Source organism: Kitasatospora sp. YST-16 (genome assembly GCF_026802215.1).
Classification (GTDB): Bacteria; Actinomycetota; Actinomycetes; order Streptomycetales; family Streptomycetaceae; genus Kitasatospora; species Kitasatospora cineracea.
In genome coordinates, this window is record NZ_CP113837.1 from 6643025 (window position 1) to 6664996 (window position 21972).

Here is a 21972-nt window from a genome sequence, read left to right on the forward strand (position 1 = left end):
AGTTTCGGATGCTGTCCGAGAAGTCCGCGCAGACCGTGCGTGCCACCCTGCCCGTGGTGGGCGCGGCCATCGGGGAGATCACCGGATCGTTCTACGACCGGCTGTTCGCGGCCCACCCCGAGCTGCTGCGCGACCTGTTCAACCGGGGCAACCAGGCCGACGGCAGCCAGCGCCAGGCGCTGGCCGGCTCGATAGCCGCCTTCGCCACCGCGCTGATCGAGCACCCCGACCAGCGGCCGGACGCCATGCTCGCCCGCATCGCCCACAAGCACGCCTCGCTCGGCATCGCCCCCGACCAGTACCAGGTGGTCCACACCCACCTGTTCGCCGCCATCGTCGAGGTGCTCGGCGACGCCGTCACCCCCGAGGTCGCCGCCGCCTGGGACGAGGTGTACTGGCTGATGGCCAACGCCCTGATCGCCATCGAGGCCCGCCTGTACGAGGAGAGCGGCACCCGCGGCGAGCGCCGCCGCTACACGGTGGCCGCCCGCACCGCCGAGACCGCCGACGTCGCCACCTTCCTGCTGCGCCCCGCCGACGGCGGCCCCGTCCCGGCGCACAAGCCCGGCCAGTACGTCTCGGTGCAGGTCGAACTCCCCGACGGCGCCCACCAGATCCGCCAGTACAGCCTGTCCGGGCAGCCCGACGGCGGCCTGCAGATCACCGTCAAGAAGGTCGCCGGCGACCCGGCCGGCGAGGTCTCCAACCACCTGCACCAGCACGTCGACGAGGGCGCCACCCTGCTGGTCGGCGCCCCGTTCGGCGACGTGCAACTGGCCGACGGCGACCGCCCGGTCGTGCTGGCCTCGGCCGGCATCGGCTGCACCCCGATCGTCGGGATGCTCACCCACCTCGCCGAGACCGGCGCCGCCCGCAAGGTGATCGCCGTGCACGGCGACCAGCAGGAGTCCGCGCACGCCTTCCGCGAGGAGTTCGCGCTGCTGGTCGACAAGCTCCCCGACGCCGAGGCGCACGTCTGGTACGAGCGCCCCGAGGGCGAGTGGCCCGCCGACCGCACCGGCCGGGTCGACCTGACCGGCCTGGACGTCCCCGCCGACGCCGTCGCCTACCTGTGCGGCCCGCTCCCGTTCATGCGCTCCGTCCGCACCCAGCTGCTGGCCGCGGGCGTGCCCGCCGCCGACATCCACTACGAGGTCTTCGGCCCCGACCTGTGGCTCGGCCAGGCCTGACCGCGGGCCCACCCCCGACCGGGCCGTCAACTGCCGCGCGGGAAGCGGCGGATGACCGGGAAGGCCCGGTCCCGGCGGGGCAACGGCCCGGCCCCGGAGCGGTGCGCACCGCCCCGGGGCCGGACCGTCGCCCGCAGGGCCTCGCCGGGGCCGGGCCGTCACTTCAGTACGGCCCGGACCGCGTCCCGCAACTGCTCGGCGCCCGGCTGCATCGCCCGGTCCAGGGCCGGGGCGAACGGGAGGACCGCGCCGTCCGGGCGGGTGACCCGGAGCGGCGGGGCGAGCAGGCGGCACTCCTCGGCGGCGACCGCCAGCACCTCGGCGGCGAACCCGGCGAAGCGGTTGGAGTCGTCGGCCACCACCAGCCGGCCGGTGCGGCGCAGCGACGCCACCAGGGCGGACCGGTCCAGCGGGTACAGGGTGCGCGGGTCGAGCACCTCCACCGACACCTCGTCCGCCAACTCCTCGGCCACCGCGAGCGCCTGGTGCACCAGGTGGCCGACCGCGACCACCGTCACGTCGGTGCCCGGGCGGTGGGTCCGGGCCGCGCCGATCGGCACCGGCGCCAGCGGCGCCGTCACGTCCTCGCGCACGGCCAGCGCGCCCGCCGGGGCGAACAGCACCACCGGGTCGTCGTCCGCGATCGCCGAACTCAGCAGCCCGTACGCGTCGGTGGGTGTCGCGGGCGCCAGCGTCTTGATGCCCACGTGCGCGAACAGGCCGTACGGGTGGTCCGAGTGCTGGCCCGCCCAGCCGCTGCGGGAACCCGAACCCGGCACCACCACGGTCAGCGGCACCCGGGCCTGCCCGCCCGTCATCAGCGAGAACTTGTGCGCCTGGTTGGCGAGTTGCTCGAACACCAGGAACAGCAGCGACGGGATCTGCAACTCGATCACCGGCCGCATCCCGTTCAGCGCCGCCCCGATCCCGGCCGAGGTGAACGCCTGCTCCGACAGCGGCACGTCCACCACCCGCCCGGCGCCGAAGCGCCGTTGCAGGCCGAGCGTCAGCCCGGCCAGGCCCGCGCCGACGTCCTCGCCGAACACGCACACCGCCGGGTCGGCCTCCAGCGCGTCCGACAGCGCCCGGTTCATCGCCTTGGCGTACGACAACAGCGTCACAGGGCCGCTCCCGACCGGGGCCGCAGCCCGCTCGCGTACAGGTGGTCAGTGGCCGTCGCCGGGTCCGGCTCAGCCGAGGCGAGGGCGAACTCGGCGGCGGCGGACAGGAGTTCGGCCACCTCGCGGTCGATGGCGGCCGCCTCCGGCAGGCCGGTCGCCAGCGGGTCGCGCTCGCGCCAGGACGCCACTTCCGAGGCCGTCCGGTACGACAGCCGGAAGCGCCGCTCCATCGTGTGGTGCGCCTCGAACCGGTACGTCAGGCACTCCAGGAACGACGGACCGCCGCCCGCGCGCGCCCGCCGCACGGCCCGTTCGGCCGCCGCCCGGACCGCCTCCACGTCCATCCCGTCCACCGTCTCGGCCGGGATGCCGAACGCCGCCGCCCGGCCGCACGCCGAACCGCCCACCGCCGCGGCGGCCGGCAGCGTCGTCGCGTAGCCGTTGTTCTCACAGACGAACACCACCGGTGCCCGCCAGATCGACGCCAGGTTCAACGCCTCCAGCAGCACGCCCTGGTTGAGCGCGCCGTCGCCGAAGAACGAGGCCACCACGGTGGGTTCGCCGCGCTGCTGCGCCGCCCAGGCCGAGCCGACCGCGATCGGCGCGCCCGCGCCGACGATGCCGTTGGCGCCCAGGACGCCCAGCGAGAAGTCCGCGGCGTGCATCGACCCTCCCCGGCCGCCGTTCAACCCGCCGACCCGGCCCAGCAGTTCGGCCAGCAGCTGGCCCGGGTCGGCGCCCTTGGCCAGCACGTGCCCGTGCCCGCGGTGGGTCGAGGTCAGCTGGTCGGCCGGATCCAGCGCCGCGCACACGCCGACCGCCACCGCCTCCTGCCCGATGTACGGGTGGGTGCCGCCGACGACCAGCCCCGAGCGCACCCACTCCAGGGCGAGCTCCTCGAACGAGCGGATCAGCCGCATCGCCCGGTACCGGCCCGCCGGGTCCGCCAGGTGCGGCAGGCTCACCGACCCGACCGCCCCGGCTCCGACCGCCCCGGCTCCGACCGCCGAGGCTCCGGCTGCCCCGGCTCCGACCGCCACAGCACCGGGCAGAACTCCGGGTCCGCGTAGTCCGGTCGGCCGTTCGCGTCCCGCCGCACCACCGCGTCGTGGTTGTACACCACCGGCGAGCCGTCCGGCCGCAGGAACGGGCGGTACCGGTTCGACCCGTCCTGCAGGTGCAGCGACACCGCCCGGCGCGGCTGCGCGGACCGGTTCGGGCCGGAGCCGTGGTAGGTGCGGCAGTGGTGGAAGGACACGTGCCCGCGCGGGATCTCCACCGGCACGGTGTGCACCGAACAGCCGTTGAACTCGGCGTTCTCGTGCAGCAGTTGCTCAAGCTCCGAGCGGTCCCGGGCGGCGAAGTGCCGGGTCGAGTCGTCCCCGCCCGGCCGCTCCTCCCAGCGGTGGCTGCCGTCCACCATGGTGATGGTGCCCATCTCCTCCGTGCAGTCGTGGAACGGCAGGAACGCCGTCAGCATCCGCTGCGAGGTGGAGGTCTGCCAGTAGTGCTTGTCGAAGTGCCACGGCACCACGTTGCTCGGCTCGCCCGGCACCGGCGGCTTGTAGATCAGCGTCGACTGGAACAGCCGGACCTCCGCCGCCTGCGCCAGCCGCGCCGCGACCGCGCCCAGCAGCGGCTTGCACAGGATCCGGCCGATCTCCGCGTGCTCGTAGTGCACGTAGTCGTTGTGCCGCTGCACCGGCCCGTCCGACGGCTTCCAGGACGCCAAGTGCGGCGGCCGCGCCGGGAGTTCGCGGTCCCGCTCGCCCGCGTAGTAGCGCTCGGTGGCGGCCTGCAGCGCGTCCAGCTCGGCGTCGGAGAACAGCCGCCGCGACAGGTACCAGCCGCGCTCCGCGTACTCCAGCACCTCCTCGACGGTCGGCAGCAGCGCCGACTCCTCCTCGGTCAACGCGAACTGCTCGATGACGGTGGTCACTTCCCTCTCCCCTCTGCTCAGCTGTCCGCGGTGGCGCGCTCGCGCTCCACCGCCTCGTACAGGGCCTTGATGTTGGCGGTGCCGAAACTGCCGGCGCCGCGCCGCTCCACCAGCTCCAGGAAGAGCGTCCGGCGCGGGTGGGTGGAGCGGGCGAAGATCTGGAACAGTTCGCCGCCGTGGTCCCGGTCCACCAGCACGTGGGTGTCGCGCAGCTCCGCCACCGGGATGGCCGTCGGGCCGAGCCGGGACTCCAGCGCGTCGTAGTACGCGCCCGGCGTGCTCAGGAACGCCACCCCGCGGGCCGCCAACTCCCGTACCGCGGCGGTGATCGAGCCCGTCGCGTAGGCCAGGTGCTGGACGCCCGCGCCGCCGTGCGCGGTCAGGAAGCCGTCGATCTGGCCGGACGCCCGCGAGGTGTCCGGCTCCAGCAGGGTGAAGGTCACCGTCCCGCACGGGCTCTGCACCACCCGGGAGTCCATCGCCTGGTCGCCGACCTCCACGTACTCCCGGAACACCTCCCGGTGGCCCAGCCCCTCGACCGCCCACCGCACCGAGTCGCCCAACTGCCCGCCCGGCACCACCACCGCCACGTGGTCCAGCGACAACAGTGCACCCCGGCCCGGGAGTTCACCCGGCGGCAGCAGGTCCTCCGGACCGGTGAAGCGCAGCGCCAGGTCGCCGAAGCCGGACACCGTGCCCGCCCCGTCCAGCCGCACGGCGCCCGCCGCCACCGCCCGCTCGGCCGCCGCGGCCGCCGACGCCGCGTCGGCGTGCCGCAGCGCGATCACCGCGACGCCGTCGCCGTGCCGCCGCACCCAGCCGGCCACCGGGTGGCCGGCCTCCACCGCCGAGGTCAGCAGCATCCGGACCGACCCCTGGTGCGCCACCACCTGCGCGGTGCCCGGCGCGGCCGCCGCCGGCTCGTACAGCGTGAAGCCCCAGTCGTCGCGCAGCTGCGCGGCGTACTTGTGGGCGTCCTCCACGTACAGTTCGGTGTACGCGATGCCCGGCACGGTCATGAGTCCCCTCCGAGGTGCTTGGCCGTGATGCCCGGCGGACCGAACAGCAGGCTCAGGTTGTGGCCGCCGAACGCGATCGAGTTGGACAGGGCGTGCCGCACGACGCTGTGCTCGGCCGCGCCCCGGACGTGCCGCAACGCGCAGGCCCCGTCCGGCTGTTCGAGGTTCAGGGTGGGCGGGATCAGGCCCTCGGCGACGGCCAGCGCCGACACCGCCGCCTCCACCGCCCCCGAGGCGCCCAGCAGGTGGCCGGTGGCGCCCTTGGTCGAGCTGACGAACGGCTCGTGCCCGCCGAACACCTCGCGCAGCGCCGCCGATTCGGCGACGTCGCCCAGCTTGGTGCCGGTGCCGTGCGCGTTCACGTAGTCCACGGCCGACGGCTCCAGGCCCGCCGAGCGCAGCGCGGCCCGCATCGCCGAGACCGCGCCCGCCCCGTCCGGGCGCGGCATGGTCGGGTGGTGGGCGTCGGTGGCCGCGCCCCAGCCCGCCAGCGAGGCGTACCCGGACGCGCCGCGGGCCGCCGCGTGCTCGGCGCTCTCCAGCACCAGGACGGCGCTGCCCTCGCCCAGCACGAAACCGTTGCGGCGGGCGTCGAACGGCCGGGACGCCTGCGTCGGATCCTCCCAACCGGCAGCCAGCGCGCGGGAGTTGTCGAAGGCGGCGGCGATCGTCGGGTGCAGCGGGGCCTCCGCGCCGCCGCACACCACCACGTCCGCCTCGCCGCCGCGGATCAGCCGCAGGCCCTCGGCGATCGCCTGCGCGCCCGCCGCGCAGGCCGTGATCACGGCCGAACTGTAGCCGCGGATGCCGTACTTGATGGCGATCCGGGCGGCCGCCATGTTCGACAGCATGCCCGGCAGCAGGTACGGGCTGACCGCGGCCCGGCCGCGTTCGCGCCGCCCGGCGGCCTGCTGCTCGTAGCTCTCCAGCCCGCCGCCGCCGGTGCCCAGCACCACCGCCACCCGCTCCGGGTCGGCTTCCTGACGGACCGTCAGTTTCGCGTCGGTGAGGGCGTCCTCGGCGGCGGCCAGCGCCAGCAGCAGGAAGCGGTCGGCGACCCGGGTCTCGGTCGGCGGCAGCACCTCGGTGGCCGGGACGGGCGGGGCGATGCCCGCCACCCGCAGCCAGCCCGCCGCCGGGTGCCCCTCCGGCGGGGCGACCAGGCCGGAACGGCCGGCCGCCAGCGCCCGGAACGCCTCCGGCACGGCCCGGCCCAGCGGCGTCACCCAGCCGATGCCGGTGACCTGCGCGGCGACCGTGCTCATCGGGCGGCCGCCGGGGCCACCGCGGCCAGGTGGCGCTCGCGCAGCAGCACCTTGCGGACCTTGCCGGTCGGCCCGAGCGGGATGTCCGCGTCCTCGACCACCAGCACCGAGCGGACGACGGCGGCGACGTGCGGCTCCAACGCGGCGAGCACCTCGGCGGTCCGGGCCGCGGTCCGGGCGGCGCCCTGGGCGGCGGTGCGGGCGGTGTCCTCGGCGGTGGTGCGGGCGGCGTCCTCGGCGGTGGTGCTGACGGCGTCCCGTGCGGCGGCCGCCGGGTCGAGTTGCAGCAGCACGTCCGCGACCGTCCGGTCGCCGTCGCGGAAGGCGACCACGGTGCAGTCGTGCACGTCCGGGCAGGCCGCCAGGACGCGCTCCTCGCTGGCGGCGGTGTGCAGGCGGCGGCCGTCGCCGAGGTCGACGGTGTCGACGGCCCGGTCCACGTGGTAGTAGTAGCCGTCCTCGTCGCGGTACATCAGGTCGCCGGTGAGGAAGTAGTCGCGGACCCGGGTGCGGTGGGTGGTGACCGAGTCGTTCCAGTAGCCGGGCGACAGGGTGGGCGAGCGGGTGCCCAACTCGCCGACCTCGCCGGGGCCGAGCTCGTTGCCGTCCGGGTCGAGGACCGCGCAGTCGACGAAGGTGTGCGGGCGGCCCACGCAGCGGCCGTAGCGCGCGGAGTCGACGGTGTGGGTGATGTGGAAGTGCGAGTGGCCCATCTCGGAGGAGCCCAGGCCGTCGACGAACACCGACCCGGCGGTGCGGACCCGGCCCTGCCGGGTGGCGGTCTCCCGCGAGCCCTGGGCGACCAGGCGGCGGATGTGCGCCTCGTGCGCGCAGTCGCCGGTGTTCCACCACAGGCCGACCGAGGACAGGTCGCGGGCCGAGAGGTCGTGGCGGGCCAGGTCGGCCCAGGTGGTGGCGAAACCGTACACGCCCTGCGGCCGCCAGCGCTCGATGGCCTCCAGCACCGCCGGCCCCGACTGGCCGGAGATCAGGTGCAGTTGGGCGTCGAAGCTGAGCGCCAGGTTGACCGCGATCAGGGTCGCGGCGTGCGCGGCCGGCAGCGCGCTGAGCACCCGGTCGATGCCCTGCGGGCGGGGCAGCAGCAGGCGGTGCCGGATCGCCGCGTACAGGCTGGCGTGCGTGTGCAGCACCGCCTTCGGCAGGCCGGTGGTGCCCGAGGAGTGGGTGATCGCCACCGGGTCGGTCGGCCAGTGCCGGTACGGCTCGGGCGCCGACTCCGGGTCGCCGTCGGCGAGTTCGGCGGTGTCGGCGAGCAGCGGGATGCCGCAGCCCGGACCGGCGAGGACCGGATTGGCGAGGGCCGGACCGGCGGGGCCCGGATCGCCGGGTGTCGGACCGGTGGGGGCCGCGTCGGCCAGCGCCTTGGCGTGCGCGGTGTCGGCGAGCAGCCCGACCGCGTTCAACCGGCGCAGGTAGCGGGCCGAAGTGTCCGCGTCCAGCGCCGGGTTGAGCAGGGCCGGGATCGCGCCGAGGCGGCTCAGGGCGAGGAAGCACAGCACCTGGTCGGCCGCGGCGGACGCCTGAACGGCGACCGGGTCGCGACGGCGCACCCCCCGGGCGTGCAGGGCGGCGGCCCGGACCCTTACCGCCAGGTCGAGTTGACTGAGCGTCAGGGCTTGGCCCGCCGGGTGGGCGTCGACGGGGGTGTCGAAGGTCAGGGTCGGCGAGTCCGGGCCGAGGCCCTGCTCGGCGCGGGTGGTCAGGACGTTGCCGGCGCCGACGGAGCTGTCGGCGGACAGCACGGCGCGAAGGGTGCGGAGGCTCATCGTTCCCGTTCTTCTCGTGGTGCGGGAAAGGGGGGAGGGCCCCTCGGCGGGCCGCGGTGCGCGAGGGGGCATCCAGGGGTACGGGGGATTGCGGGGGTGCGGTGGTTCAGGGGGCGAGCAGGACGGCGCCGGCGCGGTCGGGCGGGCCCTGGACGGCGGTGATCACGAGCACCTGCTCGGCGTCGCCGTCCTCGATCAACAGGGCCGCCCGCTCGTGCAGTTCGGGCCCGTCCGGGAAGCCGGGGCCGAGCGCGACGACCGGCCCGTCCAGCTGCCAGCGGGCGGCGACGTGGCCGAGCACGGCGTTCGGGTTCGACTGGAAGAACAGCAGCGGGGCGACCCGCTGCCCGGCCGCGGTGGCCCGGGCCAGCGCGTCCGCCGTACCGGTGTCGCCGCTCGCACTGGCCAGCAGCAGCGCGGTGCGCGGCGCCCCGACGGCGGGCGGCGCACCGTAGCGGGCCCGCAGGCAGCGCTCGGCGGCCTCGGCCACCAGCGGGCTGAACGCGGACTCCACGAACCCCGCGATGGCGGGCAGTTCGTCCTCCGGCCCGTCCGGCCAGCGGGCGGCGGCCAGCACCCGCAGCGGCCCGGCGAGCACGCGGGGCGCCGTCGGCGCAGCCTGCGGTGCCTGCGCAGCCTGCGGTGCCTGCGGTGTCGGATGCGGAGGCGAATGGTCGGGAGCGAGGACGGGGGAGGGTCTCGGGGCGGTCATGCGGGTGCCACCAGGAGTGCGGGCCGGGAGCGCCGGACGGGAACGAGAGGAGACAGGGAACGAGAGGAGCCGGGGAACGAGAGGAGCCGGGGAACGAGAGGAGCCGGGGAACGAGAGGAGACAGGACCGCCGGGACCGGCGGGACCGGTGACCGGGGGGCGGGGTCAGGCGGGGGCCACCAGGAGGGCGGTGTTGGCGCCGCCGAACGCGGCGTTGACGGTGAGGGCCAGGGCGGGGGCCGCCGGGCGGGGGCGGTCGAGCACCAGGTCCAGCGGGCAGTCGGGGTCCGCGGCCTGCCAGCCGGCGTTCACGGGGAGCGATCCGGCGCGCAACGTACCGACGGTGGCGGCGAGTTCGAGCAGGGCGGAAGCCTCCAGGGCGTGGCCGTGCACGGACTTGGTGGAGCTGACCGGCGGGGTGCCGGACGGGAAGACGGCGCGCAGCGCGGCGGCCTCGGCCAGGTCGCCGAGTTTGGAGCCCGCGCCGTTGGCGTTGACGTAGCCGACCGCGTCCGGTCCGGCGCCCGCCCGGGTGAGCGCGCCGTGCACCGCCCGGGCCAGGCCGGTGCCGTCGGGGTGCGGGCGGCAGACGTGGAAGGCGTCCCCGGTCCGGGCCCACCCGGCGATCCGGGCCAGCGCGCGGCCGCCGCGCCGGCGCAGGGCCGGTACCGACTCCAGCACCACGGCGACCGCCGCGTCGCCGAGCAGCATGCCCTTGCGGCCCAGGCTGAACGGGCGGACGGCGCCGTCCCCGGCCAGTGCCCGGCCGGCGTCGAACACCGCGAAGGTGTCCGGCTCGACCAGGTACCCGGCCGCGACCAGCACGCGTTCGCGCCGCCCGGAGGCGATCAGCGCGGCCGCGTCGGCGACCGCGGTGGACGCCGCGACGCACGCCCCCGTGTAGACCCGGGGCCGCAGCCCGGTCCGTTCGGCGACCTCGGCGGCGACCGGTCCGGCCCGCCGGTCGCCGTGCAGGGCGAGCAGCAACTCCTCCTCTGCACAAGGCTGTTCGGGTCCGCCGGGTCCGGAGAGCGCGCCTGCCTCGGCGAGCACCGCGACCAGCTGGTCGGCCAGCCGGGGGGAGCCCGGTCCGGTGGCGGCCCGGTCCGCGCGGTGCGCGGTGGTGCGGAAGCGCTGCACCGGGGCGAAGGCGGCCCGCCCGGCGAGCACGCCGTCGGTCAGGGCGTCGAGCCCGGCGCCGAACGCCGACCGCACACCGATGCCGCCGACCAGGACGGCGCGCCGGGGCGGGCCGTTCCGGAGTGCGGTCGGGGTCATGGCGCGGCGACTCCCGCGCCGTCCTGAGCCTCGGCGTTCAGGACCTCGGCGTTCAGGGCCGCGGCGAGCTGGGCGCCGAGCGCGGCCACCGCGTCGTCCACGGTGCGGATGGCGTCCAGGTGCTCGTCGTCCAGGTCGACCTGCACGCCGTAGGTCTGCTCGGCCTCGGCGATCAGCCAGGTCAGTTCCAGCGAGCCCAGGTGCTCGTCGACCTGCTCGGGGGCGCGGTCGCCGTAGCGGGCGAGCATGGCCAGGGCCTCCGCCCGGCCGAACCGGGTTCCGGCGTCGGTGCTCATCGGGCGGTGCCCACCGCGGACTTGGCGATCCGGGCGGCGACCTCGGCGCTGAACTCGTCGATGGTCATCAGGGCGGTGGACTCCATGTCGTCCAGTTCGAAGCGGATGCCGAACTCCTCCTCGACCTGCACCGCGAGGTCGGCCAGCGCCAGCGACTCCAGGTCGAGGCCGGCCGGGCCGAGGTCGGTCTCCGAAGTGACGTTCGAGACGTCGTAGTTCATCGCGGCCAGCGTGGTCAGGACGAACGAGCGGATCTGTTCCTGCATGGAAGGATCTCCAGCGCAATCGGGAGGGGAAGGAAGGGGTGGTTCCGGGCAGGGCGCGCCGACGGCCGGACGGACGGTGTCTGGAGCCGTCCACCGGGCCGGGCGCACCGCACCGGAAGGGGGGAGGGGAAGCGGGGTGGATCAGCGGGCGGCGTCGGCCTGTCGGCGCAGGGCGGCGGCGTCCCGCAGCAGCTTCCCGGTGGCGGTCCGGGGGAGCTGCGGCATCAGGTGCAGCCGGCGGGGCAGCTTGTAGCCCGCCAGCTCCTTGCCCAGCAGTTCGCGCAACTGCTCGGCGGGGCCGCCCCGTTCGGACGGCGCGGAGGTGACGCCCTCGGCGGTCGCGGCGTACGCCTCGATCGCGCCGTCGGCGAACAGCACCACGGCCTCGACCACACCGGGGAGCCCGGTGAGGGCCTGCTCGACCTCGTTCAGGTCGACCTTGAGGCCGCCGATGGAAATCTGTGAGTCGCGCCGCCCGAGCACGGTCACCAGGCCGGTGCCGTCCTCGATCAGCGCGGCGTCGCGGGTGTGCAGCAGGCCGTCCGACCAGCGGGTCGGGTCGGTCGGCCCCAGGTACGGGGAGTGCTCCCGGGCGATGTGCAGTTCGCCGCCGGCCAGGGACAGCCGCATCCCGTGGACGGGCGCCACCGCGGGGTGGTGGCGGCCGCTCAGGTCGGTGGCGATCACGCCGGTCTCGGTCATCCCGTACATGGTGCCCAGCGGCACCCCGTAGCGGGCGCGGAACGCGGCGGGCAGTTGCGGGCGGACGAGTTCGCCGGCCACCACCATCCGCCGCAGCTGCGGCAGTTCGGGCGGCGCGGCGACCGCGGCCAGCAGTTCGGCGTGGAACGGCACCCCGATCACGGTGGTCGGTGCGCCGCCCTCGGCGATCGCGGCCAGGATGCCGGTCGGGGTCGTCCGCTGCGGCACCACCAGCTCCACGCCCGCGTGCAGGGCGTGCAGCAGCCCGCCGACCAGACCGAGCACGTGCACCGTCGAGGACAGCAGCACGGTGCGCTCGCCGCGGGTCGGGAACTCCGGCAGCCGTGCGTAGCAGTCGAGTTCGCGCAGCAGGTCGGCGGCCGTCCGGGCGATCACCTTGGACGGGCCGGTCGAGCCCGAGCTGAGCTGTACCAGGGCGTGCTCGGCCGGGGCCTCGTCGGCGTCCGGCAGCGGCGTGAACCGCGGTCGGCCGTCGGCGAGTTCGACCAGCACCCCGGGGTGCAGCCGGTCCACCGCGCGGTCCACCTCGGCGGCGGTCAGCCGGTGGTCCAGCAGGACCGCCCGGGCGCCGGAGCGCCAGACGGCCAGCAGGGCCGCGACGAACTCCGCCGACGGCGGCATCCGCAGTGCCGCCGTCCCGTGTTCGCCGAGTCCGGCGGCGGCCAACTGCCGCTGCCGTTCGGCCACCAGGGCCCGCAGGGTGCCCCTGTTCACCGGAGCGCCGAAGCGCAGGCACGGTTCGCCGTCCGGTCCGGCGAGTAACTGCTCGTCCACCCAGTCCGCGGCAACCGTGCCGCCGCGTACCGGGGTTGGGGTAAGCGTCAACGCAACTCCACGCGCTCGTGTGGGAAGCAAGGTTCGGAAGTTGTGATGCTTCAGTGTGGAACCCCCGTCGGTGCCGACCTTTGCACGGGAGCGCATCAAGGGTCAAGGTCTATACCAGTGGCTGGTCGCCCCCTACGCTGTCCCTCGTTTTCGCACGAGTTGACGGATCATCAGGAGGTTCGGACGCGATGGTTCCGCTCACCCTGGCGGAGCACGGCGCGCTGGCCAAGGCCCGACTGCCCGCTGTGATCTGGGACTTCTTCGACGGCGCGGCCGGATCCGAGTGGACCGCCCGGGCCAACCGGGACGCCTGGCAGCGGCACCTGCTGCGCCCGCGCGTCCTGGTGGACGTCTCGGCCCCCGACTGCCGCACCGAGCTGTTCGGCGACCGGCTGGCCGCCCCGTACGGCGTCGCCCCGATGGCCTACCACGGGCTCGCCCACCCCGACGCCGAGTGCGCCACCGCCCGGGCCGCCGCCGCGGCCGGGGCGCTGCTGGTCGCCAGCATCTTCGCCGGGCGCACCCTGGAGCAGATCGCCGAGGCGGCGCCCGACGGGACGCGCTGGCTCCAGCTGTACTGGCTGCGCGACCGCGAGGCGCTGGCCGCACTGGTCGCGCGGGCCGAGGCGGCCGGCTACCGGGCGCTGGTGCTCACCGTCGACGCGCCCAAGGTCGGCCGCCGGCTGCGCGACCTGCGCAACGCCTTCGCGCTGCCGCCCGGCATGACCGCCGCCAACCTGGCGGCCCGGCTCACCAGCGGCGCCGGGCGGGCCGAAGCGGGCCGCTCCGGCATCGAGGAGCACTCCCGGCAGCAGTTCGACCCGACGGTCACCTGGGCCGACCTGGCCTGGCTGCGGCGGCGCACCACGCTGCCGCTGCTGCTCAAGGGCGTGCTCACCGCCGAGGACGCCCGGCTCGCCGTCGAGCACGGCGTGGACGGCCTGGTGGTCTCCAACCACGGCGGCCGCCAGCTCGACGGCACCCCGCCCGCGCCGGACGCCCTGGCCGAGGTGGTCGCCGCCGTCCCGGCCGACCTCCCGGTGCTGGTCGACGGCGGCCTGCGGCACGGCGCCGACCTCGCCAGGGCGCTGGCCCTCGGCGCCCGCGCCGCCCTGATCGGGCGGCCCGTGCTGTGGGGCCTGGCGCACGGCGGCGCGGACGGCGCCCGGGCGGTGCTCGACCTGCTGCGCGAGGAGCTGCTCGACACCATGGTGCTGGCCGGCCGGCCCACCCTCGCGGACCTCGACCGCGGCGCCCTCGCGCCCCGGCCGGGGGCCGCCCCCACGCATCGCTGAGCGGCCGTCGTTCTCCTTATATATAGGGGCCCATGACGGACCACCGACAAACAGAACGGAACGACGCGCATGACGACCACCGAACCCCCCACCGAACCCCTCGTCGAGAGCCCTGCCGAGAGTCCTGTCGAGAGCCCCGCCGAGAGTCCTGCCGCGGAGCTGTTCGCGGACTGGGACTGGGAGGACCCCGAGGGCCTCGAAGCCCGCACCGACGCGTTCACCGACGACCTCGCCCGGTGCACCTCGATCGAGCTGGTCCGCCCCGAAGCGCCGCACACCCACCAGGACTTCCGCGAACTCGGCGTCACCGGCATCGAGTTCGCCGCGTTCCGCACCCGCCACCCGCAGGGCCTCGGCACCGACCTGGTCGGCCTGCACACCGACGCCGACCCGGATGCCCACCCGGATGCCCACCCGGACGCCGACGGCGCCGTCACCGCCACCCGCCCCGGCCCGGTCTACCGGATCGACGGCAGCAGCCTGTACACCCGCCTCGACATCGCCCGGCCGCTCCCGTTCGCCGACCACAGCGTCGACTGGGTGTACGCCGAGCACCTGATCGAGCACGTCCCGCTCGGCACCGCCGTGACCTGGCTGGCCGAGGTGCGCCGCGTCCTGCGCCCCGGCGGGCTGCTCCGGATCACCACCCCGGACCTGGCCGCGTACGTCACCGGCTACCTCGACGACCGCGAGCAGTTCTTCCGCCGCCACCGCCGCCGCCTGCGCACCATGCGGGTCGGGCCGCCGATGCCGGAGCGCCGGGCCTTCATGCTGAACCAGATCTTCTACCATTTCGGCCACCGCTGGATCTACGACGAGGCCGAACTGCGGTACGTTCTGGACCGCGCCGGTTACGGCGCATTCACCGTCGTACGACGGGAGTTCCAGACCGGCGCCCGACCGGACGTCGCCGCCCTCGACACCGCCTTCCGCAAGGACGAGTCGATCTACCTGGAGGCCGTCGCCCCCGACGCCGCCCCCGGAGGACCGCACTGATGCCGCTGCACCCCCAGGCCGAGGCGATGCGGGCCCGCCGCGCCGCCGCCGGCACCCCGCCGCTGTACACCCGCAGCCTCGCCGAGGCCCGCGCCGCCGACCTCGCCGACCTGCGGGCCGCCACCGGAACGGGCGAAGGAGTCCACCACGTCGGGGAGTTCACCGTCGACGGCCCCGGCGGCCCGCTCGCCCTGCGCCACTACCGGCCCGCCCCCCGCCCGGCGGACGCCGCCCCCGGCCCCGCCCTGCTCTACCTGTACGGCGGCGGCTGGGCGCTCGGCTCCCTCGACACCGGCGACCCGGTCTGCCGCGCCCTGGCCAACGCCACCGGCGCCGACGTGCTCGCCGTCGGCTACCGGCACGCCCCCGAGCACCGCTTCCCCGCCGCCGTCCACGACTGCTGGGCCGCCCTCGACTGGATCGCCCGCCACGCACCCGAGTTGGGCCTCGACCCGGCCCGGATCGCGGTCGGCGGCGACAGCGCGGGCGGCAACCTGGCCGCCGCGCTCACCCTGCTGGCCCGCGAGCGCGGCGGCCCCGCGATCCTGCACCAGCTGCTGGTCTACCCCAACACCGACCACCGCGTCCCGCCCCCCGGGACGGACGACGACCCGGCGCTGTTCAACCGGCACTCGGTGGCCTGGTACTGGGACCACTACCTGGCCGACCCGGCCGACGGCGCGAACCCGCTGGCCTCCCCGCTGCGCGCCCCCTCGCTGGCCGGCCTGCCGCCCGCCACCGTGCTCACCGCCGAGTACGACCCGCTGCGCGAGGAGGGCGAGCAGTACGCCGAAGCCCTGCGCGCCGCGGGCGTCCCGGTCGAACTGCGCCGCTACGACGGCATGCCGCACGGCTTCTTCGCCATGCCCGGCGTGCTGGACGACGGCCGAGCGGCCCAACTCTTCGCCGCCGAACGGCTACTGGCCGCCTACCGGGCCGCGGAGCAGCAGCGGTGACCCGGGTGCTGCACCTCGCCGACCTGCACGGCTCGCTGGCCGACCCGCTACTGGACGCGATGACCTTCCTCAACGAGGTCACCGGCCGCTACCCCGAGGCGGTCTCCTTCGCCCCCGGCCGCCCGCACGAGGAGTTCTTCGACCCGGCCGACATCCCGAAACACCTGGACACCTACCTGCGCCACCTGCGCGAGGAACGCGGCCTGACCGAGAGCCAGGTCCGCCAGGAGGTGTTCCAGTACGGGCGCACCAAGGGCCTGATCGCCCCGCTGATCGCCCGCGCCCTGGCCGCCGACGAGGGCATCGACGCCGACCCCGAGGCGCTGGTGGTCACCGTCGGCGCCCAGGAGGGCATGCTGCTGGTGCTGCGCGCCCTGTGCGCCGGGCCGGACGACGTGCTGCTGGTCTCCGCGCCCTGCTACGTCGGCGTCACCGGCGCCGCCCGGCTGCTCGACCTCACCGTGCACCCCGTCCCGGAGGCCGGACGCGACAGCGGACTCGACCCCGAGGCGCTGGCCGCGGCCGTCCGCGACCTGCGCGCCGCCGGGAAACGCCCCCGGGCCTGCTACGTCGTCCCCGACTTCGCCAACCCCAGCGGCGCCAGCCTGGACGAGCCGGCCCGCCGCCGGCTGCTGGCGGTGGCCGAGGAGACCGGCGTCCTGCTGATCGAGGACAACCCGTACGGCTTCTTCGGCCGCACCGCCGACCCCCGCCCCACCCTCAAGGCCCTGGACGGCGACCGCGGCAACGTGGTCTACCTCGGCTCCTTCGCCAAGACCTGCTTCCCCGGCGCCCGGGTCGGCTACGTGGTCGCCGACCAGCGGGTGGCCGCCCCGGACGGCCGCGAGGGCCTGCTCGCCGACGAGCTCGCCAAGCTCAAGAGCATGACCACCGTCAACACCTCGGCGCTCAGCCAGGCCGTCATCGGCGGCATGCTGCTGGACGGCGGACTGCGCCTGCGGGACGCCAACGAGCCCGCCCGGCGCTTCTACGCCCGCAACATGGACACCCTGCTGGCCGAGCTGGAGACCGCCTTCCGGGACGTCCCCGGCGTCTCCTGGAACCACCCCGACGGCGGCTTCTTCGCCGTCGTCACGGTGCCGTTCCGGGCCGACGCCCGGGCCCTCGACGCGTGCGCCCGCAAGCACGGCGTGCTGTGGACGCCGATGGACGGCTTCCACCCCGGGGGCGGTGGAGAGTACCAACTGCGGCTCTCCTGCTCCTACCTGACGCCGAATCAGATCGCGGACGGGGTGCGGCGGTTGGCCGCCTTCGTCAAGGAGCAGCTCCCGGCGGGCTGACCCGGACAGCACCGAGCGGGGCCCGGCACGCCTGCCGCCGGGCCCCGCTCGGCCGTGCCTGCCGTCAGCGGATCCGCTGGGCGAACAGCCGCGCCGACCAGGCCACCGCGACGGCCATCAGCAGCGCCGTCAGCAGCAGGCCGCGCCACACCTCGGGGGCGTCCAGGTGCCCGGCGAACAGGGCGCGCATGCCCTCCACCGCCCAGTAGCAGGGGTTCCAGGACGCGGCGGTGCGCAGCCAGACCGGGGCCAGCGCGATCGGCAGCAGGGTGCCGGAGAGCAGCGCCAGCGGCTGCGCGATGGTGTTGACCACCGGGCCCAGCGCCGCGTCGGTGGGCACCAGCAGGGCCAGCCCGTAGGAGACCGAGGACGCCATCAGGGCCATCAGCGCCAGCATCGCCAGCGCCAGCAGCAGGTCGGCCAGGCCCACGGTCAGGCCGAACGGGATCGCCAGCACGGCGATCAGCACCGACTGGATCAGCAGCGCGGTGGTCTCCCGCAGCGCCCGGCCCAGCAGCAGGGCGACCCGGCTGACCGGCGTCACCCGGGACCGCTCGATGACGCCCGCGTGCAGCTCGCCGAGCAGGGTGAAACCGGTGAACAGGCCGCCCATCAGCGCCAGCGCGGACAGCAGCCCGGGCACGTAGATCCGGTAGGCGTCGGCGGTGCCGTGCGCGCCGGACGCGGCCAGCGCGGAGGTCAGCAGCGGGGCGAACAGCAGCAGGTAGCACAGGGGTTGGAGCAGACCGACGGCGATCCACACGGGGGAGCGGGCCATCAGGAGGAGTTGGCGCTGGTAGACCAGCCAGGTGTCGCGGGCGAGCTTCACGGGGACCTCGGGGGCTTCGGTGGCTTCGGGGGCTTCGGTGCCGGACGGGGGACGGGGGTCAGCTGCTGTGGACCAGCGCGCGGCCGGTCAGGGCCAGGAACACGTCGTCCAGGCTGGGGCGCTGCAACTGGACGTGCTCCGGCTCCAGGCCGGCCGCGGCCAGGGTGCGCAGCAGCTGCGGGATCGCGGTGGCCGCGGAGTCCACGTGCAGGCGCAGCCCGTCCCCGTCCGGCAGTGCCTCCAGGCGCTGCACGCAGGGGAGTTCGGCCAGCTCGCGCTCGGCGCGGTCGGTGGCCCCGGCGTCGGGCAGGCCGATGGTGACGGAGTCGCCGGAGATCTTCCGCTTGAGCTCCTCGGGGGTGCCCTCGGTGACGATGCCGCCGTTGTCGACGATGCCGATCCGGTCGCACAGGGCGTCGGCCTCGTCCAGGTAGTGGGTGGTCAGCAGCACCGTCATGCCCTGCTCGCGCAGGCGGCGGACCTCGGCCCACACCTGGGCGCGGCTGCGCGGGTCGAGCCCGACGGTCGGCTCGTCCAGGAACAGCACGCCGGGCCGGTGGACGACGCCGAGCGCCAGGTCGAGGCGGCGGCGCTGGCCGCCCGAGTACGTCTTGCAGACCCGGTCGCCGAACTCGGTCAGGTCGAAGGCGGCCAGGCCCTGTTCGGCGCGCTGCACGGCCTCGGCCTTGCGGACGCCGTACATCCGGGCCTGCAGGACGAGTTCCTCGCGGGCGGTGGCCTGGTCGGTGGTGCCGCCGCCCTGGGCGACGTAGCCGATCCGGCGGCGGACCTCGCCGGGCTCGGCGCGCAGGTCGGCGCCGGCCACGGTGGCCGCGCCGCCGTCGGGGACGAGCAGGGTGGCGAGCATGCGCAGCGTGGTGGTCTTGCCTGCGCCGTTCGGGCCGAGGAGGCCGTAGATCTCGCCCTCCGCGACGTTCAGGTCGATGCCGCGCACCGCGTCGACGGCGGCGGCGCCGCGGCGGGGCTGGAAGGACTTGCGCAGCCCCTTGGTCACGATCAACCCGGACTCCTGTGGTCGGTGGGTGCGAATGGGTGTGCACGCGTGCGGTCGGGTGCGGTCGGGTGTGCACGCGTGCGGTCGGGTGCGGTCGGGTGCTCGGGAGAGCTTCGGGGGAGGGGAGGGGCGGGGGACGCCGGAGCAGACCCTAGGGCCCGACCCGGCCCGCCGACAATGGTCTGGACCATCAGGCGGGACCGGTCCGGTGCGGTGCGCGCGCGAACCGCTCCAGCCGCTCGGCGGCCGCCACCGCCCCGCCCCCGGCCCGCAGTTGACGGCCCAGCAGCGCGGCCGCGTCCCGGTACCCGGGCCGGTCGAGGACGGCGCGCAGCGCCGCACGCAGCTGGTCGGAGGTGGCGGTGGCGAAGTCGACCCGGACGGCCGCACCCAGTGCGGCCAGCCGTCCGGCGGTCACCGGCTGGTCGTGCCGGATCGGGGCGAGGACCAACGGCCTGCCGTGGACGAGGGACTCGCCCACGGTGTTCATCCCGCCGTGGCACAGTACGGCGTCCACCGCCCCGCGCTCAAGCAGTTCCAGCACCGGAACGCGCGCGCACCCGATCGCGCCCGGCGGCAGCGCGGCCTCCCCGGGGGCGGCCACCACCGCCTGCACGTCCGGGAGTTCGGCCAGCGCGGCCGCCACCCGGTCCAGGAAACCGCCCGCCACCTCGGCGGACAGCGTCCCCATGGTGACCAGCACCCGGCGCCGCGCCGGGTCCAACCGCTCCCACGGGAACGGCGGTTCGGGCCGCTCCGCGAGCAGCGGACCGACCAGCGCGTACGTTGCCGGGACGGCCGCGGCGTCCAGGCCGAGCAGGGCGGCGCTGCCGGTGGCCACCACCAGGCCGGGGGAGAAGCGCGGATCGGTGTACTGCCCGGCGGGCAGCCCGGCCCGCTCCCACAGGCCGCGCAGCACCCCGTCCCGCCAACCGGCCAGCCCGCCGCCGCCGTTGTCGCCACCGCTGCCGTCCAACGGGTCGCCGATCTCCAGCGAGGACGGGGCGAAGCTCGCCCACGGCACGCCCGCGCCGTGCGCGGCCAGCGCGCCCGCCGGGCTGTGCTGGTCGACCAGCACCACGTCCGGCCGCCACTGCGCGACGGCCCGCCGCACCGTGCCCAGGGTGAACCGGGTGTGCGGCACCACGAAGCCCTCCCAGAGCGAGCGCACCGCCGCCGCCCCGCCCACCGCCTGCTCGCGGAACAGCCGGGCGCCGGTCGGATGCACCACCGCGTCCGGCCCGAGCACCGGCCGCAGCGCCGGCTCCGGCCCCACCCAGGACACCTCGTGCCCGCGCGCGGCCCAGGCCAGGGCCAGCGCCCGGGCCGGCAGCAGGTGCCCGGCCAGCGGGGGCACCACGATCAGCAGGCGCAGCGGAACGGCGGGAGCGGACATCGGCGGTTCTCCTCGGAGGCGGAAACGGAAACGGAGCCGGTGTGCGCGCACGGTGCACGCGCACCGGGCGAGACGGGTCGTGAGCGCGCGGACAGGGCGCGACGGGTCGTCAACCGGCCCCGGGCGGGCCGGAATCGGCGGAGGTTCGGGCGGCACCAGCGGAAATCCCGCACGAGTCGTGTGCAAACGAGGGAGGAGTGGTACAGACCACAGGGGGATCCCGGGAAGGAAGCGTCGGCGATCTCTTGTGCGGGCCGGTGAGGCGACGGAATACTAGCCCGCGTGACCGCTCTGGAGGCAGTCGCCGTCCACCTGCCGCCCGTCGCCGAACCGATCGAACTGGTCGGGGAGCGCCTGGGACTGACAGGACGTCAGATCAGCTTGTTCCGCCGGTTCCACGGCCTGGACCAGGTCAGGGTGGACCCCGACGGAGACCTGACCGACCTGCTCACCGCCGCAGCGAAGGCCCTGGCCCCGCTGCGCGGCAACGAACACCGCGTGAAGTACGTGCTGCACGCGCGCAGCCTGCCGATCGCGGCACCCTACCCGCACAACCCGCTGCACGACGCGCTCGGCCGTCTGGGGCTGACGCACGCCCGTGCCCTCACCATCACCCACCACGCCTGCGCCGGCTCGCTGCTGGCCCTGGACGTGGCCGGCCGGCTGCTGGCGGCAGACCCGGACCCCGCGGCGACGGCGCTGATCCTGGCGGGCGAGAAGACCTTCACCCGGGACGCCCGCATCGTCCCGGACACCGCCCTGTTCGGCGAAGGGGCGGCGGCCTGCCTGGTGCGGGCCGGAGGCGAACGCGACCGCGTGCTGTCCTACGCGGTCGACCAGCACGGCGAGTTCGACGGGCGGCTCGCCGAGGACCCGGAGCTGATGCTGGAGTACCAGCGCAGCTACCCGGAACTGATGACGGCCGTGATGGAAGCCGCACTGGAGGAGGCCGGCGAGAGCTGGGACTCGATCCGGCTGCTGCTGCCGCACAACGTCAACCAGATCTCCTGGAAACGGATCTGCCGCCGGACCGGGTACCCGCCCGAACGCGTGGTGCTGGACAACGTCCCGGCGGTGGGGCACAGCTTCGCCGCCGACATCCTGCTCAACCACCACACCGCCACCACCCGCGGCCTGCTCCGCCGCGGCGACCGCTACCTGGTCGCCGCGTCCGGGATCGGCGCGACCTTCGCCGCCATGGTGCTCCAGCACTGACCCGTCCCGCCCTCCGCACACCGGGGGCGGCCGGACGTCCGCCGGGGCCCGGCTGCACCGCGCGCCGACGCTGCCGCGCGCCCACGCCACCCAGTCCACCCGCCCGCACCCGGCCACGCCGCCGGAGTGCCGGCCAGATCAGGGGATCGCCATGACCGACTCCGCCACCGACCTCGCCCTGCCCGAAAACACCGCCACCGGCGCGGTAGCCCTCGCCGACAGCCCGGACGCCCCGGACGCCCCGGACGCCCCGGACGCCACCGGCACCGCCGCCGACGTGGACCCCGAGCTGCGCGGCCGCGCCCTCGACGGGATCCTGCAGCTGCTGCCCCGGGTGCTCAAGCGCGACCTGCCCGAGATCGGCGAGAACGCCTGCCTGTTCGACGAGGTCGGCCTGACCTCCGCCGCCACCCTGGAACTCATCCTCGAACTCGAGGACCACCTCGACGTGCAGATCGACGTCGAGGGCATCGACCAGGACGACCTGCGCTCGGTCGGCACCCTGGCGGGCTTCGTCGCCGGACACGTCATCGCCGAGGACTGACGACC

The 21972-nt window shown here is 75.4% G+C and carries 21 protein-coding genes; 7 read left to right on the top strand and 14 right to left on the bottom strand.

Features of this window, described 5'->3' with window-relative positions; translation table 11 throughout:
- Positions 1 to 8 precede the first annotated feature (8 nt).
- Entirely contained in the window at positions 9 to 1190 is a 1182-nt protein-coding gene (locus OU787_RS29940; RefSeq protein WP_030463073.1) for a globin domain-containing protein, read from the top strand.
- Positions 1191 to 1348: 158 nt separating this feature from the next.
- Here OU787_RS29940 and OU787_RS29945 read toward each other — a convergent pair whose 3' ends face one another.
- From OU787_RS29945 to OU787_RS29995, 11 genes are all read right to left on the bottom strand, one after another.
- Positions 1349 to 2311, bottom strand: a complete 963-nt coding sequence (locus tag OU787_RS29945; RefSeq protein ID WP_268661256.1) for an alpha-ketoacid dehydrogenase subunit beta — start codon at positions 2309 to 2311, stop codon at positions 1349 to 1351.
- Positions 2308 to 3276 carry a thiamine pyrophosphate-dependent dehydrogenase E1 component subunit alpha gene (locus tag OU787_RS29950; protein ID WP_268661257.1) on the bottom strand — a complete coding sequence of 323 codons (969 nt, stop codon included), beginning with the start codon at positions 3274 to 3276 and terminating at the stop codon, positions 2308 to 2310. The genes OU787_RS29945 and OU787_RS29950 overlap by 4 nt, the downstream gene beginning before the upstream one ends.
- Positions 3273 to 4250 (bottom strand): phytanoyl-CoA dioxygenase family protein, encoded by a 978-nt coding sequence (locus tag OU787_RS29955; RefSeq protein ID WP_268661258.1) that lies wholly within the window; start codon positions 4248 to 4250, stop codon positions 3273 to 3275. The genes OU787_RS29950 and OU787_RS29955 overlap by 4 nt, the downstream gene beginning before the upstream one ends.
- A gap of 17 nt (positions 4251 to 4267) precedes the next feature.
- Positions 4268 to 5269: a VOC family protein gene (locus OU787_RS29960; RefSeq protein WP_268661259.1), complete on the bottom strand. Its 1002-nt coding sequence runs from the start codon at positions 5267 to 5269 to the stop codon at positions 4268 to 4270.
- Entirely contained in the window at positions 5266 to 6534 is a 1269-nt protein-coding gene (locus tag OU787_RS29965; RefSeq protein ID WP_268661260.1) for a beta-ketoacyl-[acyl-carrier-protein] synthase family protein, read from the bottom strand. Before OU787_RS29965 ends, OU787_RS29960 begins: the two co-directional genes overlap by 4 nt.
- Entirely contained in the window at positions 6531 to 8321 is a 1791-nt protein-coding gene (locus OU787_RS29970) for a class I adenylate-forming enzyme family protein (RefSeq protein WP_268661261.1), read from the bottom strand. The genes OU787_RS29965 and OU787_RS29970 overlap by 4 nt, the downstream gene beginning before the upstream one ends.
- A gap of 106 nt (positions 8322 to 8427) precedes the next feature.
- A complete protein-coding gene (locus tag OU787_RS29975; protein ID WP_035956924.1) occupies positions 8428 to 8919 on the bottom strand; it encodes a hypothetical protein in 492 nt (163 codons plus the stop codon).
- 278 nt (positions 8920 to 9197) lie between these two features.
- On the bottom strand, positions 9198 to 10310 hold the full coding sequence (locus OU787_RS29980; RefSeq protein ID WP_198545071.1) for a beta-ketoacyl synthase N-terminal-like domain-containing protein: 1113 nt from the start codon (positions 10308 to 10310) through the stop codon (positions 9198 to 9200).
- Complete coding sequence (locus OU787_RS29985; protein WP_030463082.1) at positions 10307 to 10606, bottom strand: hypothetical protein; 300 nt, start codon at positions 10604 to 10606, stop codon at positions 10307 to 10309. The genes OU787_RS29980 and OU787_RS29985 overlap by 4 nt, the downstream gene beginning before the upstream one ends.
- On the bottom strand, positions 10603 to 10872 hold the full coding sequence (locus OU787_RS29990) for an acyl carrier protein (RefSeq protein WP_030463083.1): 270 nt from the start codon (positions 10870 to 10872) through the stop codon (positions 10603 to 10605). The genes OU787_RS29985 and OU787_RS29990 overlap by 4 nt, the downstream gene beginning before the upstream one ends.
- Positions 10873 to 11013: 141 nt before the next feature.
- Positions 11014 to 12369, bottom strand: a complete 1356-nt coding sequence (locus tag OU787_RS29995; RefSeq protein WP_035956928.1) for a class I adenylate-forming enzyme family protein — start codon at positions 12367 to 12369, stop codon at positions 11014 to 11016.
- Positions 12370 to 12608: 239 nt separating this feature from the next.
- Here OU787_RS29995 and OU787_RS30000 point away from each other — a divergent pair, with 239 nt between their 5' ends.
- The 4 genes from OU787_RS30000 to OU787_RS30015 all read left to right on the top strand — a co-directional run bounded on the left by OU787_RS30000 (position 12609) and on the right by OU787_RS30015 (position 16968).
- Positions 12609 to 13715, top strand: coding sequence for an alpha-hydroxy acid oxidase (locus OU787_RS30000; RefSeq protein WP_030463085.1), 1107 nt, complete (start codon positions 12609 to 12611; stop codon positions 13713 to 13715).
- 69 nt (positions 13716 to 13784) lie between these two features.
- Positions 13785 to 14711, top strand: coding sequence for a class I SAM-dependent methyltransferase (locus tag OU787_RS30005; RefSeq protein WP_268661262.1), 927 nt, complete (start codon positions 13785 to 13787; stop codon positions 14709 to 14711).
- Positions 14711 to 15667 carry an alpha/beta hydrolase gene (locus tag OU787_RS30010; protein WP_268661263.1) on the top strand — a complete coding sequence of 319 codons (957 nt, stop codon included), beginning with the start codon at positions 14711 to 14713 and terminating at the stop codon, positions 15665 to 15667. Before OU787_RS30005 ends, OU787_RS30010 begins: the two co-directional genes overlap by 1 nt.
- Positions 15664 to 16968, top strand: coding sequence for an aminotransferase-like domain-containing protein (locus OU787_RS30015; RefSeq protein ID WP_030463088.1), 1305 nt, complete (start codon positions 15664 to 15666; stop codon positions 16966 to 16968). Before OU787_RS30010 ends, OU787_RS30015 begins: the two co-directional genes overlap by 4 nt.
- A 64-nt stretch (positions 16969 to 17032) precedes the next feature.
- Here OU787_RS30015 and OU787_RS30020 read toward each other — a convergent pair whose 3' ends face one another.
- From OU787_RS30020 to OU787_RS30030, 3 genes are all read right to left on the bottom strand, one after another.
- The gene (locus OU787_RS30020; RefSeq protein ID WP_030463089.1) at positions 17033 to 17797 is read right to left on the bottom strand and encodes an ABC transporter permease; all 765 of its coding nucleotides are present in this window, start codon (positions 17795 to 17797) and stop codon (positions 17033 to 17035) included.
- Positions 17798 to 17855: 58 nt separating this feature from the next.
- Positions 17856 to 18812 carry an ATP-binding cassette domain-containing protein gene (locus OU787_RS30025; RefSeq protein ID WP_198545072.1) on the bottom strand — a complete coding sequence of 319 codons (957 nt, stop codon included), beginning with the start codon at positions 18810 to 18812 and terminating at the stop codon, positions 17856 to 17858.
- Positions 18813 to 19002: 190 nt separating this feature from the next.
- A complete protein-coding gene (locus OU787_RS30030; RefSeq protein WP_030463091.1) occupies positions 19003 to 20208 on the bottom strand; it encodes a glycosyltransferase in 1206 nt (401 codons plus the stop codon).
- A gap of 282 nt (positions 20209 to 20490) precedes the next feature.
- On the opposite strand from OU787_RS30030, the gene OU787_RS30035 reads away from it, so the two are divergent.
- Both OU787_RS30035 and OU787_RS30040 read left to right on the top strand, forming a co-directional pair.
- On the top strand, positions 20491 to 21423 hold the full coding sequence (locus tag OU787_RS30035; RefSeq protein WP_030463092.1) for a 3-oxoacyl-[acyl-carrier-protein] synthase III C-terminal domain-containing protein: 933 nt from the start codon (positions 20491 to 20493) through the stop codon (positions 21421 to 21423).
- Between the two features lie 151 nt (positions 21424 to 21574).
- Entirely contained in the window at positions 21575 to 21967 is a 393-nt protein-coding gene (locus OU787_RS30040) for an acyl carrier protein (protein ID WP_081967235.1), read from the top strand.
- The last annotated feature ends 5 nt before the right edge of the window (positions 21968 to 21972 follow it).